We start from the raw sequence: 12,448 nt of genomic DNA, 5'->3' as shown, positions 1-12,448 counted from the left end.
GGGGCACGATCGCACGCTTTAATGGCAGTCATGGTTATGAAAGACACTATCAGCAACAAGTTGCAGGAAGCTTTCACGCCGGAAAGCCTGCAAGTCGTCGACGAGTCACATCTGCATGAGGGTCACGCCGGCCATCGGCCCAGCGGCGAGACGCACTTTCGCGTTTATATTGTATCTCAAGCCTTCAAAGGGAAGAGCCGGGTCGACCGTCACCGCATGATAAATGCGGCGCTGGCTGCGGAACTTTCGGGCAGCGTACATGCGCTGGCGATCCACGCGCAGGCACCGGGGGAAGGGTGATCTTGTCTTACCCTCCCCTGGAGGCAGGGGAATCAAAACGACGTCCCGGCTCTTCTCGGCTTCGCCTCTTCCATTTCGGCCTCGCGCGGCACCGGTGAAATACGGAGCGCGGTGATGCGGTTGCGTTCGCGGCGGAGGACGCGGAAGCGGAAGCCGTGGAACGTAAAGCTCTGACCGCGGTCGGGGATCGAGCGCGCCTCGTGAATGACGAGGCCGGCAACCGTGGTGGCCTCTCCATCGGGCAGGCGCCAGTCCATGGCGCGGTTGAGGTCGCGGATCGGCACCGAGCCGTCGACCACGACGGAGCCGTCCGGCTGGGCGCGCACGCCGGCGACCACCACGTCGTGCTCGTCGGAGATGTCACCGACGATCTCTTCCAGAATGTCTTCCAGCGTCACGAGACCTTCAACTTCGCCGTACTCGTCGACGACGAGTGCGAAATGGGTTTTTCGCCGGCGGAATGCCTTGAGCTGCTCGGACACGGGCCGCATCTCGGGCACGAACCAGGGCGGCAGCGCGATGGTGGACACGTCGATGCGCGAGGTGTCGCCGTCGGCGGCGCGGATCGCGCGCAGGAGATCCTTGGCGTGGAGCACGCCGATGATGTTTTCGGGCTTCTCGCGCCAGAGCGGGATGCGGGTGTATTCGGTCGCCAGCACCTCCCGCACCAGCTCCTCCGGCGGCAGATCGGCGTTGATCATCATCATCTCGGTGCGATGGATCATGACGTCGGAGACCTGGAGCTCGCGCAGATCGAGCAGGCCGCCGAGCATGTCGCGGTCCTGCTTCTCGAACTTGCCCTCGTGGTGCAAGAGGTCGACCGCGCCGCGCAGGCGCTCGGTCGGCGACAGGATCGCCTGGTGCTCGCCGGCAAGGCCGAACAGGCGCATCAGCAGACGGACGATGACTTCGACGACCCGCAGCAGCGGCCCCAGCACGTACATGGTCAGCCGCATCGGGCGTGCGACCGCGAGCGCCATCCGGTCCGGCGCGTTGATGGCGATGGTCTTGGGCAGCACTTCCGCGAAGATCACGACCAGCGCCGTCATCACACCGGTGGCATAGAGCACGCCGACATCGCCGAACCAGGCCGTGAATATGCTGGTGGCCAGCGCCGAGGCGCTAATATTGGCGATGTTGTTGCCGAGCAGCAGCGCGCCGATCAGGCGCTCGCGCATGTCGAGCAGTTGCGAGACAACGTCGGCGTCGCGATTACCCTGCTTGGAGAGCCGCAGCATGCTGGCGCGCGAGGCGCCGGTCAGCGCGGTCTCGCTCGCGGCGAAGAAGCCGGACACGAGCAGGCAGATGATGACGATGGTGAAGCCGAGCCAGTCCATGAACCACTCTGGTTTCTTGTTTTAGCGCCGTTGAGCCGAGTCTCACGCCTTGAGGGCGAGCTTGTCCTTGAGGAAGTCGCGCACCGGCGCCGGCTCGACGTCCTTGGCGATGACGGCGCGCCCCACAGCCTCCAGCAGGATGAAGGTGAGCTTGCCGCGCTTGACCTTCTTGTCCTGCGCCATCAGCGCCATCAGCGCGTCGGCGTCCGCGAGGCCTTCCTGCGCGAAGCCGGCGATGTCCTGCAGGCGCGTCGGAAGACCGGCTTCGATGAGGTGCCGCTCCACGCGCGCCGCGTCGGCCTCGCCGATCATGCCGAGTTTTGCGGAAAACTGCGCCGCCAGCGTCATGCCGATCGAAACGCCCTCGCCGTGAAACAGGCGGTCGGAGAAGCCGGTCGCAGCTTCCAGCGCGTGGCCAAAGGTGTGGCCGAGATTGAGCAGCGCGCGCTCGCCGGTCTCACGCTCGTCACGCGAGACGACACCGGCCTTGGCGCGGCAGGAGGTCGCGATCGAGTGCTCGCGCGCGGAGCCACCTTTGAAGATGTCGGAATGATTCTTCTCCAGCCAGGCGAAGAAGGCCTCGTCGCCGAGCACGCCATATTTGGCGACCTCGGCATAGCCGGCGCGGAACTGCCGCGGCGACAGCGTGTCCAGCACGGCGGTGTCGGCAATGACCAGCACCGGCTGGTGGAAGGCGCCGAGCAGATTCTTGCCCTGCGGCGAGTTGATGCCGGTCTTGCCGCCGACGCTGGAATCGACCTGCGCCAGCAGCGAAGTCGGCACCTGCACGAAATCGACACCGCGGCGCAGGATCGAGGCGGCAAAGCCGGCGAGATCGCCGACCACGCCGCCCCCGAGCGCGATGACGAGATCGTTGCGCTCGATCTTTGCCGCGATCAGGGCCTCGCTGACCTTTTCCAGCCCCGCATGGGTTTTTGAGATCTCGCCTTCCTCGACGACGACGCGCGAGGTCGGAATGCCGGCGGCAGCGAGCGAGGCCTCGGTCGGCTCGAGCCAGTATTTTGCGACGGTGCGGTCGGTGACAATCGCGGTGCGCACGCCGGGGCGCAAAGCGGCGACCCGCTCGCCGAGCGAGGACAGCACGCCGCGACCGATGACGATGTCATAGGCGCGGTCACCGAGCGCGACATCGACCTTGACGGGGTCGGAATGTTTCAGGGGCGCAGTCATCGAACGGCACTCGCGACGTCGGCTGGAGGCTGGGACGCGCTCTCGCCGCAAAGATGGGCGCGCAGCGTCTCGATGGTCTCGTCGACGATCCTGTCGTGCGGCACGTCGCGCGAGGCGATGGTGAGGTCGGCTTTGCCGTAGACCGGCTCGCGCTCGGTGAGCAGGCGCGTCACGGTGCCTTCGGGATCGGGGGTCTGGAGCAGAGGCCGGTCGGCGCGGCGGCGCACGCGGCGCATGATGACGTCGTGGTCGGCCCTGAGCCAGATCGAGATCGCCTTCGCCGCGATCCGGCTCCGCGTCTCCTCGCGCATGAAGGCGCCGCCGCCGGTCGCCAGCACCACCGGCCCGCCGTCCAACAGGCGCGCGATCACCCGCGCCTCGCCATCGCGGAAATGCGGCTCGCCATGGCGCTCGAAAATCTCCGGTATGGTCATGCCGGCCGCCGCCTCGATCTCGGTGTCGGCGTCGATGAAGGGCAGCTTGAGCCGCGCCGCCATGCGGCGGCCGATGGTCGACTTGCCGACGCCCATCATGCCGACCAGCACGATCGAACGGGTCCCGAGCGCCGACAGGATGTCGGCCTCAGGGCTCGCTTGTGCTGGCAACGCGGCGTCGGACATTCGACCTTGCTCTGGATCTCGCTCAATTTGCCGCCAAAGGCGGCATCCCGGCCACCTATACGACCCCCTCGGGGCCCTCGCCAGAGGACTCTTGCCACGAAACGGCGAACATGTTGGATGATTTCATTGGTTAATTTGCCCGTTCGAGACCTTCGTCGAGACCTTGCCCGATGCCCAGCCTGTTCCGCTTCCTGACGGTCGTCGCCGTGCTTGCCGGCATCGTCTATGGCGTGGTGTTCGCGCTGGCCAACTTCGTCAATCCGAAGCCGCGGGAAATGACGGTGACGATCCCGCCGGATAAATTTCTCAAGAAATAGCAGCTAGCCTCCGAGGCATGCGCAAATCATCCGCCAGCAAGCCCTCCGACGCCAAGCTCACCGGCCTGTTCCTCGACATGCTCGCAGCGGAACAAGGCGCCGGACCCAATACGCTCGATGCCTATCGCCGCGACCTCACCGATTTCTCCGAGTTTCTCGGCCGCACCGGCCATGGTTTCGCAGACGCCGAAACCCAGACGCTGCGCGACTATCTTGCCGACCTCGATACGCGCGGGTTCAAATCCTCCAGTGTCGCGCGGCGGCTGTCGGCGATGCGACACCTGTTCCGCTTTCTGCTGAACGAGCGCATCCGAACTGAGGATCCCGCGGCGATCCTGTCCGGCCCCAAGCGCGGCCGCGGCTTGCCAAAGGTGCTGTCGATATCAGATGTCGATCGCATGCTCCGCCGCGCCAAGGAGACGAGCGACGCCGCGGACGCCTCGCCGTCGCAGCGACTGCGTTCTTTAAGGCTCTACTGCCTGCTCGAGGTGCTCTACGCCACGGGCCTGCGCGTCTCCGAGCTGGTGTCGCTGCCGCGCACGGCGGCCAAGCGCGACGCCCGCATGATCGTGGTGCGCGGCAAGGGCGACAAGGAACGGCTGGTGCCGCTGAACGAGGCGTCGCGGCAGGCGATGGCGGATTACCTCGCGGCGACGGAAGCCGCGAAAGGCGAGAAGAAGGGCAGTGTCGCCACCACGAAATGGCTGTTTCCCTCGTTCGGCGAGAGCGGACATCTGACGCGGCAGCATTTTGCCCGCGACCTCAAGGAGCTCGCGGTCGCCTCGGGGCTTCAGGCGCGCCTGGTCTCCCCTCACGTGCTGCGCCACGCGTTCGCCAGCCACCTCCTCCACAATGGCGCCGATTTGCGCATCGTGCAGACCCTGCTCGGCCATACCGACATCTCGACCACCCAGATCTATACCCATGTGGTCGAGGAGCGGCTGAAGAGCCTGGTGCGCGACCTGCATCCGCTGGCGGAGAAGTAGCCGCCGCTGCGCGGCGGCGGCCGAAACCGCCTTGACTTCGGCCACATCTCCGCAGAAAGAGCCGTGGCCTCATTCGTGATTTGGCGCGCTCCTGCGAGTGCACAGGTCAAGCCCTTGAAGAAGCTACACTTCTTTACGAGAAGCCAACCTCGCTTCGCCTCTCCGCCCCGTCCTCCTATACTGAGTTGATGCCAGACCAGATGCGCAGCTATCTCGACTTCGAAAAGCCCGTCGCCGAGCTCGACTCCAAGGTCGATGAGCTCAGGACGCTAGCGGCCTCCGGCACCGACATCGCCGATGAGATCGGACGGATCGAGGACAAGGCGGCGCAGGCGCTGGCGGACCTCTATCAGAACCTGACGCCGTGGCAGAAGACGCTGGTCGCGCGGCATCCGCAGCGGCCGCATTTCAACGACTTCATCAAGGGCCTGATCACCGAATTCACCCCGCTCGCCGGCGATCGCAAGTTCGGCGAGGACGAGGCGCTGGTCGCAGGCTTCGGCCGCTTCCGCGGCGAAGCCATCTGCGTGATGGGCCAGGAAAAGGGCGATTCCACCGAGAGCCGCATCAAGCACAATTTCGGCATGGCGCGGCCCGAGGGCTATCGCAAATGCGTGCGGCTGATGGAGATGGCCGAGCGGTTCGGCCTGCCGGTGCTGTCGCTCGCCGATTCCGCCGGCGCCTATCCCGGCATCGGCGCCGAGGAGCGCGGCCAGGCCGAGGCGATCGCGCGCTCGACCGATGCCTGCATGGCGCTGACCGTGCCGAACGTCGCCATCATCACCGGCGAGGGCATGTCGGGCGGCGCCATCGCCATCACCACCGCCAACAAGGTGCTGATGCTGGAGCACGCGATCTACAGCGTGATCTCGCCGGAAGCCGCCTCCTCGATCCTCTGGCGCGACGGCAGCAAGGCGCAGGAAGCCGCCAACAACATGAAGATCACCGCCCAGGACATGCTGCGCTTCGGCGTGATCGACAGCATCTTGAAGGAGCCGGTCGGCGGCGCCCACCGCGACCCCGCGGCCATGATCGCCACCACGGGCGATGCCATCGCCAAGGCTTTCGACGAGCTGCGCGGCCTGGACGGCGACGCCATCCGCAAGCAGCGCCGGCAGAAATTCCTCGATATCGGCCGGAAACTGGGCTGATTCGGGCTGATTGAGCGCCAGTGCGCTCCCTCCCCCGCAAGCGGGAGAGGTGAAGTGGGGCCGGTAACCCCGCATTAACCCTTTTTTTGCCCAAATCGGCGATCTCTGTAGCGGTTTGGCTGCAAAGCCCCATTGAGTCCCAAGTTACGGCCCAGTTTAAGTCTCTGTTGACCACGCCGCCTCGCCAACGGGCTCGTGATCCCCGGTCGGGTTGCGACCCAAAGGCGCGGAGGTTAGAATTTTAATCAATGGCTTCAGGGCATAAGCGCTGGGGCTTGGTCTGAATAAGGTCCGGTTCTCCGGTCAGGCCATGCTCCAAAGATCGGGGTTCGCGCTCCTTGCCCGGCACGTTGTGGGGTCCATCTTGAATTCTCGTTCGCTTGCTCGTGCGCTTTTGGCTTCGGTCGCGCTTGCCACCAGCATCGTGCTGGCCGGCTGCGACACTGACCAGGTCTCGCTTGCGACCAACGCCAAGGCCAATCAGCCGGTCTCGCCAAAGCTCGTCGCCGCGATGGGCGAGAAGGACATGGATCTGCAATCGCCGATCCTGATCCGCCTGTTCAAGTCGGAGGCCGAGCTCGAGATCTGGAAGCAGACCCGCTCCGGCCAGTTCGCACTGCTCAAGACCTATCCGATCTGCCGCTGGTCGGGCGACCTCGGACCGAAGGTGCGCGAAGGCGATCGCCAGGCGCCGGAAGGATTCTACTCGATCAACCCGAGCCAGATGAATCCGCAATCGGCCTATTACCTCTCGTTCAACACCGGCTTCCCCAACGCGTTCGACAAGGCGCTCGGCCGCACCGGCTCGCAGCTGATGGTGCACGGCGATTGCTCGTCGCGCGGCTGCTACGCGATGACGGACGAGCAGATCGCGGAGATCTATTCGTTGGGGCGCGAGTCCTTCTTCGGCGGCCAGAAGGCGTTCCAGTTCCAGGCGTATCCGTTCAAGATGACGCCGGTGAACATGGCCAAGCACCGCAACAATCCGAACATGGCCTTCTGGAAGATGATCAAGGAAGGCTATGATCATTTCGAGGTGACGCGGCAGGAGCCGAAGGTCGACTTCTGCGAGCGGAAATACGTGTTCGACGCCGCGAAGGCGCCCGATGCCAAGCGCGATCCCGTGTTCGACGCTTCCGCGAAGTGCCCGGCCTATGTGATCCCCGAGGACATCGCCAGCGCCGTACGCGAGAAAGAGCAGCGCGACGAGGCCGAGTACAACAAGCTCGTCGCCAAGGGCACGCCGGTGGCGCGCATGAACACCGGTATCGACGGCGGCATGAACAAGATCTTTGCCGCGAAGATTCCGGAAGGCTCGACCGGCCTGTCGGAAGGCGCCGAAGGCAATACGCTGCAGATGCTGGCGATGTCGAAGGCTCCGGGCACGATCCCCGGCACCGTCAACCCGCCGAAGCCGAATCTCGAGCCGGCCGCAGCCGCGCCGCAGCAAGAGCCGGTCGTCGCAGTCGCAGCCCCTGCGGCCAACACCCGCGTCGCCTCGGCCGACAAATCCGGCGGCTTCTTCTCCAATCTCGGCCGCAAGATGGGCCTGGGCGCCGCGGACACGACAGCAACGACATCAGCGCCGCAAGCGACCGCCTCGGTGACCCCGGCCCCCGCGGCGCCGAGCACGGCCTCCAGGCTGAGGGCCGCGGTGACGCGCTTCGTGCCCGGCCACGACAAGTCCAAGGACGCCCCGGCGGTTGCCGCAAAACCCGCCGAGCCGGCGAAGCCCGCCGAGACCAAGGTGGTCGCCGCGACGCGCCCCGCATTGAAGCCGTCGGTGAGCGGTGGTGCGGGTGACGGCGCGCAGTTGGCCGGCGCAGCACCGGTGGTGTCGTCGAATTCGTTCGACAGCCGCTTTGGCGCGGTGAAATAGGCGGCGTTAGGCCGGCGAATACCTACGGCGCCAGGTACCGCATCAGCTCCGGATTGCCTCTCACCTCGGCCGCCTGCCCTTGCAGCGCGACCCTTCCGCGATCGAGCACGTAGGCGTAGTCGGCGACGCGGAGCGCGAGGTCGAGGTGCTGCTCGACGATGATGACGGCGATATTCTTGGCGAGCTCGATCAGGCGCTCGGTGATCTCCTCGATCACGCCGATCCAGACGCCTTCGGTCGGCTCGTCCAGCAGCAGCAATTTCGGATCGCCCAGCATGGCGCGGCCGATGGCGAGCATCTTGCGCTCGCCGCCGGAAAGCGTGCCGGCGGGCTGGTCGAGGCGCTGACCGAGTTTCGGGAAAATCGCCAGCACGCGATCGACCGCGGTGGCGTCCTTGTTGAAGAGCGAGCCGACCGCGAGATTGTCGCGCACAGACAGGCGCGCAAACACCGAATGCTCCTGCGGCACGTAGCCGATGCCGGCGCGGACGCGTTCTTCGGGCCGGCGGCGGCTGATGTCACGGCCGTCGAAGCCGACCTCGCCCTTCCACGCCGGCAGCTCGCCGACGATGGTCTTCATCAGTGTGGTCTTGCCGGCGCCATTGCGCCCGAGCACCGCGACGCCGCCGCGCCAGGGAATGCCGAGATTGACGTCGAACAGGACCTGGCTGCGGCCATAGCCGGCGTCGAGATGCTTGATGTCCAAAAATTCAGGCACGGCGCAGATAAATCTCCTGAACGGATTTGTTGGCCTGGATCTCGGACACGGTGCCCGATGCCAGCACCTTGCCCTGGTCGAGTACGGTCAGCCGATCGCAGATGTCGCGGATGAAATCGAGGTCGTGCTCGACGATGACGAGCGAGCAATGCTGCTTGATCGGCTGCAGCAATTCGCCGGTGACGCGACGCTCCTCCAGGCTCATGCCGCCGGTCGGCTCGTCGAGCAAAAGAAGCCTGGGCTTGCCGGCAAGCGCCATCGCGATCTCCAGCCATTGCTGCTGGCCATGCGACAGCGCGGCAGCCGCATCGAAGGCGCGGTCGGCGAGACGGAATTGGGTCAGCATGGTCATGACCTGGTCGTGCAGCGCGTCCCGCGTGCGCGAGAACACGAGGTCGAGCAGCGAGGACTGCGCCTGCAGCGCGAGCAGGATGTTGTCGTACAGCGTCAGCGACGGCAGCACGCTGGTGATCTGGAATTTCAGGCTCATGCCGGCCCGCGCCCGTTCGGTCGGCGTGAAGGCGGTGATGTCGGTGTTGACGAAGCTCACCTTGCCCTGCGTCGGCACTTCGGCACCGGCGATGCACTTCATCAGCGTGCTCTTGCCCGAGCCGTTGGGGCCGATCAGGCCGTGAAACTCGTTCTCGCCGACAGTCAAGGCCGCGCCGTCGAGCGCGGTGAGCTTGCCGAATATCTTGGAGATGCCGGCGGCTTCAAGGAGCATTGCGCTTCTCCTTGATGCTTCCTTTGGCCTTCGCCCCGAAGCTGCCGACCCGCTCGCGTTCGCCGAGCACGAAACTGATCAGGCCGAGCGGCCGGAACAGGATCACGAGCAGCAGCAACAATCCTAAAATGATCGGCCAGATGTCGCGATAATTGTCCGACAGCCAGAAGCTGACGCCCTCGACGATGACGGCGCCGATGACGGCGCCGATCAGCGTGCCGGAGCCGCCGAACAGCACGTAGAGCACCACCTGCGTCGAGACCACGACGCCGACCATATTGGGCCAGACGAAGCCTTCGTGGAAGGCATAGAGGCTGCCGGCAAGCCCTGCGATGGCGCCGCCGACCGCGAAGATGATCGCCTTGAGGTGTTGCGCCTTGTAGCCGAAGAAGGCGATGCGCTGCTCGTTCTCGCGCAGGCCGGCGAGCGCCAGCCCGAACTGCGAGCGCACCAGGAAGCGGCAGAGCAGGTAGACGACAATCAGGATGCCGAGAACGAGGTAGTAGAACGGCGGGCCCTCGGAGAACTCGTAGCCACCGAGCGTCATCGATGAAATCGAGGGAATGCCGTTCTGGCCGCCGAGATAATACCAGCCGCGCGCGAGACGATCGGCGGCGTAAGAGCCGGTCAAGGTGCCGAGCGAGACGAAGATCACGCTGGAGGGATGCCGTCCCAGCAGCAGGAAGCCGCCAAGCAAAAGCGAAAAGGTGAGACCGATCACCGTGCCCGCCGGTAGCACCAGGAAGATGTTGGTGATGTCCAGATCGCGCGCGAGCAGCGCGACGCCATAGCCGGCCGAGCCGAAGAACAGGGCCTGGCCGAAGCTCATGATGCCGGCATAGCCCCAGACCAGATCGAACGACAGCGCGAACAGTGCGAGGATGATTACGCGCGTTGCGAACACCGTGAGGTAATCCTGCAGCACCAGCGGCGCGGCCAGCGCGGCGACGAGCACCACGCCCTCCACGATCGGCAGGACTTTTCGTCCCGCCGCGACCTGTGGCGCCGCTCCGCTGTTATCCATTACAATGTCCGTCTCCCCGCCGATCTCGGCGGGGATTGCCTGTTTCACTGCGCCCATCGACTTCGGCATCTGACCTTAGCATTCCTTGGGATCGACGAGACCGTCACTGCGTCCGACGATCTCGTAGTTCCCGGCCTTGGCGACGGCGGTATACATCTTCATCTTGCAGTGCCGCTTGCCCGGCACCATCTCGGCCGGTCCGCCCGGCCCTTCCGCGATCTTGGCGTGATCGAGCGCGGCCGCAACCGAGTCACGGTCGACCTTGCCGGCTTCCTTCACCGCCGCTTCCCACAGCTTGAGGCCGCGATAGGTGCCGGTCGCAGCACTGCCGGCGGCGAACAGGAAGTTGCCCGGAAAGTCCTTCTCGTAGGCCGCCTGGATTTTGGCGTCGAACGGGTTCTCCTTGGTCAGCACCTTGAAATAGTCGAGGCAGCTCGCAAGGCCCTCGATCTCGGCGGCCTGGTTGATATTGAGCGTGTTCTCGTCGTAGTAGACGCAGGCGAGACGGCCGCCGTTCTTGAGGAAGCCTGCTTCATAAAGCTGCTTGAAGAACGGGCCGACGCCTGGCGGGATGACGGTGTTGAAGACGACGTCGACCTTGTTGGAGATGATGCGGTTGACGGTCGCGGAGAAGTCGACCTGGTCGAGCGGGTAATACTCTTCGAACACGACCTCGCCGCCATTCGCCTCGATCACCTTGCGGGCGTAGACGTTGAGCGTATGCGGCCAGACATAATTGGCGCTCGGCAGCGCGAATTTCTTGCCACCGTTCTTGATCAGCCAGGGGATGAATTCGTCGCACTGCTGTGCCGGCGTCGGCCCGGTGCAGAACAGGTAGGGCGTGCACTCCTTGCCTTCGTAGAGCTGCGGATAGATGTAGAGCGTCTTGCCGCGCGCCACGATCGGGTCCTTGATCGCATTGCGCATCGAAGACGTAATGCCGCCGAGCACCATGTCGACCTTGTCGCGCTGGATCAGCTTTCGCACGTTACCCACCGCCACCGATTCGTTCGAGGCAGTGTCCTCGATGTAGAGTTCGAGCGGACGACCGAGCAGGCCACCGCCCGCGTTGATCTCCTTGATCACCATTTTGGCGACGTTGGCGTCGGCATTGCCGGCGTAAGCGATCGGGCCGGTGAGATCGGTCGCGATGCCGACCTTGATCGGGGCTTCGGCCGCATTGGCCCAGGGCGCCGGCATCACCCAACTGCCGACACCGGTGGCGACCGCACCGGACGCGAAGGCGAGATTGGACATGAAGCGGCGGCGTGAGAGTTGACGATCGAACATGTGACTAAACCCCTTTTCCAGCGATGAGGCCCTGCGGCCGGAATTTGATGAAGGCAATGGCGAGAACGAAGACGAGGACGTCGGCGACGACAGGCGCCATGACCCAGGGCAGCGCGGCGCTGAGCGTGCCGATGACACCGGCGCCGGCGACGGGGCCGATGAAGGACCCGACCCCACCGACCATGACCGCGACGAAGCCCTGGATCAGGAAACGGATGCCGAGATCGGCATAGAGGCTGAACACCGGCACGATCAGCGCGCCGGCAAGACCGGCGAGCGCAGACCCAAAGGCAAAGGTGGCGCCGTACATCAAGGGCGTGGAAATGCCCGATGCGCGTGCCAGCGACGGGTTCTCCAGCGTTGCGCGCATGCGCAGACCAAAATTCGTGCGCGACAGCAGGAGGTAGCAACCAACCATGACCAGCAGCGTGATGACGATGATGGTGAAGCGCCACGCCGAGATGTGCATGGTGCCGATGTCGATCGAGCCGCCGATCGGCTCGGGGACGGTGAGATAGAAACCGCCGATCAGGCCGCGCACGGATTCACGGATAATCAGGCCGAGCGCGTAGGTGCCGAGCATCGCCACGATCGGCGCGGCGTAGAAGCGCCGGATGATCAGCGCCTCCAGCACGAAGCCGAGTGCGCCGACCAGGAAGGGGGCCGCCACCATGCCGGTCCAGATCGGCAGGCCCTTGGCGTAAGCGAGATAGGTGATGTAGGCCCCGAGCAGGACAAACTCGCCTTGCGCGAAGTTGAAGATGCCCATCATGCTGGCGATGATCCCGAGCCCCAGCACGATCAGGACGATGATCGCGCCAAAGCTCAGGATTTCGAATGCCGCGACGAACGCGTTAGCCATGAGGTAGATTCTTATTTTGACGCGTTTTCTTCACGCGAACCGGTATCCA

Annotated in this window: 13 protein-coding genes; 5 read left to right on the top strand and 8 right to left on the bottom strand. The window is 64.9% G+C overall.

Annotated features, from left to right (window positions below; all coding sequences use genetic code 11):
* The first annotated feature begins 30 nt into the window (after positions 1–30).
* On the top strand, positions 31–300 hold the full coding sequence (locus K3F49_RS31345) for a BolA family protein (RefSeq protein WP_234684900.1): 270 nt from the start codon (positions 31–33) through the stop codon (positions 298–300).
* A 32-nt stretch (positions 301–332) separates the two neighbouring features.
* On the opposite strand, the gene K3F49_RS31340 is transcribed toward K3F49_RS31345, so the two are convergent.
* The 3 genes from K3F49_RS31340 to K3F49_RS31330 are packed head-to-tail and all read right to left on the bottom strand — an operon-like array spanning position 333 to position 3,448.
* Positions 333–1,637, bottom strand: a complete 1,305-nt coding sequence (locus tag K3F49_RS31340) for an HlyC/CorC family transporter (RefSeq protein ID WP_234684757.1) — start codon at positions 1,635–1,637, stop codon at positions 333–335.
* 42 nt (positions 1,638–1,679) lie between these two features.
* Positions 1,680–2,828, bottom strand: a complete 1,149-nt coding sequence (aroB, locus tag K3F49_RS31335) for a 3-dehydroquinate synthase (RefSeq protein ID WP_234684756.1) — start codon at positions 2,826–2,828, stop codon at positions 1,680–1,682.
* Positions 2,825–3,448 (bottom strand): shikimate kinase, encoded by a 624-nt coding sequence (locus K3F49_RS31330; protein WP_234684755.1) that lies wholly within the window; start codon positions 3,446–3,448, stop codon positions 2,825–2,827. The genes aroB and K3F49_RS31330 overlap by 4 nt, the downstream gene beginning before the upstream one ends.
* A gap of 170 nt (positions 3,449–3,618) precedes the next feature.
* Between K3F49_RS31330 and K3F49_RS31325 the strand changes: the two genes are divergently transcribed.
* The 4 genes from K3F49_RS31325 to K3F49_RS31310 all read left to right on the top strand — a co-directional run bounded on the left by K3F49_RS31325 (position 3,619) and on the right by K3F49_RS31310 (position 7,781).
* Entirely contained in the window at positions 3,619–3,765 is a 147-nt protein-coding gene (locus tag K3F49_RS31325) for a hypothetical protein (protein WP_008144572.1), read from the top strand.
* Positions 3,766–3,782: 17 nt separating this feature from the next.
* Positions 3,783–4,751, top strand: a complete 969-nt coding sequence (gene xerD, locus K3F49_RS31320; protein ID WP_234684754.1) for a site-specific tyrosine recombinase XerD — start codon at positions 3,783–3,785, stop codon at positions 4,749–4,751.
* 188 nt (positions 4,752–4,939) lie between these two features.
* Positions 4,940–5,902 carry an acetyl-CoA carboxylase carboxyltransferase subunit alpha gene (locus tag K3F49_RS31315; protein WP_234684753.1) on the top strand — a complete coding sequence of 321 codons (963 nt, stop codon included), beginning with the start codon at positions 4,940–4,942 and terminating at the stop codon, positions 5,900–5,902.
* 364 nt (positions 5,903–6,266) lie between these two features.
* On the top strand, positions 6,267–7,781 hold the full coding sequence (locus tag K3F49_RS31310) for a L,D-transpeptidase family protein (RefSeq protein ID WP_234684752.1): 1,515 nt from the start codon (positions 6,267–6,269) through the stop codon (positions 7,779–7,781).
* 22 nt (positions 7,782–7,803) lie between these two features.
* Here the strand turns inward: K3F49_RS31310 and K3F49_RS31305 are convergent, their stop codons facing one another.
* From K3F49_RS31305 to K3F49_RS31285, 5 genes are read right to left on the bottom strand one after another with little or no spacing between them, the layout of a single operon-like run.
* On the bottom strand, positions 7,804–8,499 hold the full coding sequence (locus K3F49_RS31305; protein ID WP_234684751.1) for an ABC transporter ATP-binding protein: 696 nt from the start codon (positions 8,497–8,499) through the stop codon (positions 7,804–7,806).
* The gene (locus K3F49_RS31300) at positions 8,492–9,223 is read right to left on the bottom strand and encodes an ABC transporter ATP-binding protein (protein WP_234684750.1); all 732 of its coding nucleotides are present in this window, start codon (positions 9,221–9,223) and stop codon (positions 8,492–8,494) included. Before K3F49_RS31300 ends, K3F49_RS31305 begins: the two co-directional genes overlap by 8 nt.
* A complete protein-coding gene (locus tag K3F49_RS31295) occupies positions 9,213–10,316 on the bottom strand; it encodes a branched-chain amino acid ABC transporter permease (protein ID WP_234684749.1) in 1,104 nt (367 codons plus the stop codon). Before K3F49_RS31295 ends, K3F49_RS31300 begins: the two co-directional genes overlap by 11 nt.
* A gap of 6 nt (positions 10,317–10,322) precedes the next feature.
* Entirely contained in the window at positions 10,323–11,537 is a 1,215-nt protein-coding gene (locus K3F49_RS31290; protein ID WP_234684748.1) for a substrate-binding protein, read from the bottom strand.
* Between the two features lie 4 nt (positions 11,538–11,541).
* Positions 11,542–12,399, bottom strand: a complete 858-nt coding sequence (locus K3F49_RS31285; protein ID WP_148776439.1) for a branched-chain amino acid ABC transporter permease — start codon at positions 12,397–12,399, stop codon at positions 11,542–11,544.
* Positions 12,400–12,448: the final 49 nt, after the last annotated feature.

This window comes from Bradyrhizobium monzae, assembly GCF_021458635.1.
GTDB lineage: Bacteria > Pseudomonadota > Alphaproteobacteria > Rhizobiales > Xanthobacteraceae > Bradyrhizobium.
Note: the sequence above shows the minus strand (reverse complement) of the source record. Positions and strands in the feature narration are given on the sequence as shown.

Bases quoted from the DNA above. Each gene is read 5' to 3' on its own strand.
- K3F49_RS31345 (WP_234684900.1), top strand. From the start codon at position 31: ATGGTTATGAAAGACACTATCAGCAACAAGTTGCAGGAAGCTTTCACG.
- K3F49_RS31340 (WP_234684757.1), bottom strand. From the start codon at position 1,637: ATGGACTGGCTCGGCTTCACCATCGTCATCATCTGCCTGCTCGTGTCC.
- aroB (WP_234684756.1), bottom strand. From the start codon at position 2,828: ATGACTGCGCCCCTGAAACATTCCGACCCCGTCAAGGTCGATGTCGCG.
- K3F49_RS31330 (WP_234684755.1), bottom strand. From the start codon at position 3,448: ATGTCCGACGCCGCGTTGCCAGCACAAGCGAGCCCTGAGGCCGACATC.
- K3F49_RS31325 (WP_008144572.1), top strand. From the start codon at position 3,619: ATGCCCAGCCTGTTCCGCTTCCTGACGGTCGTCGCCGTGCTTGCCGGC.
- xerD (WP_234684754.1), top strand. From the start codon at position 3,783: ATGCGCAAATCATCCGCCAGCAAGCCCTCCGACGCCAAGCTCACCGGC.
- K3F49_RS31315 (WP_234684753.1), top strand. From the start codon at position 4,940: ATGCCAGACCAGATGCGCAGCTATCTCGACTTCGAAAAGCCCGTCGCC.
- K3F49_RS31300 (WP_234684750.1), bottom strand. From the start codon at position 9,223: ATGCTCCTTGAAGCCGCCGGCATCTCCAAGATATTCGGCAAGCTCACC.
- K3F49_RS31295 (WP_234684749.1), bottom strand. From the start codon at position 10,316: ATGCCGAAGTCGATGGGCGCAGTGAAACAGGCAATCCCCGCCGAGATC.
- K3F49_RS31290 (WP_234684748.1), bottom strand. From the start codon at position 11,537: ATGTTCGATCGTCAACTCTCACGCCGCCGCTTCATGTCCAATCTCGCC.
- K3F49_RS31285 (WP_148776439.1), bottom strand. From the start codon at position 12,399: ATGGCTAACGCGTTCGTCGCGGCATTCGAAATCCTGAGCTTTGGCGCG.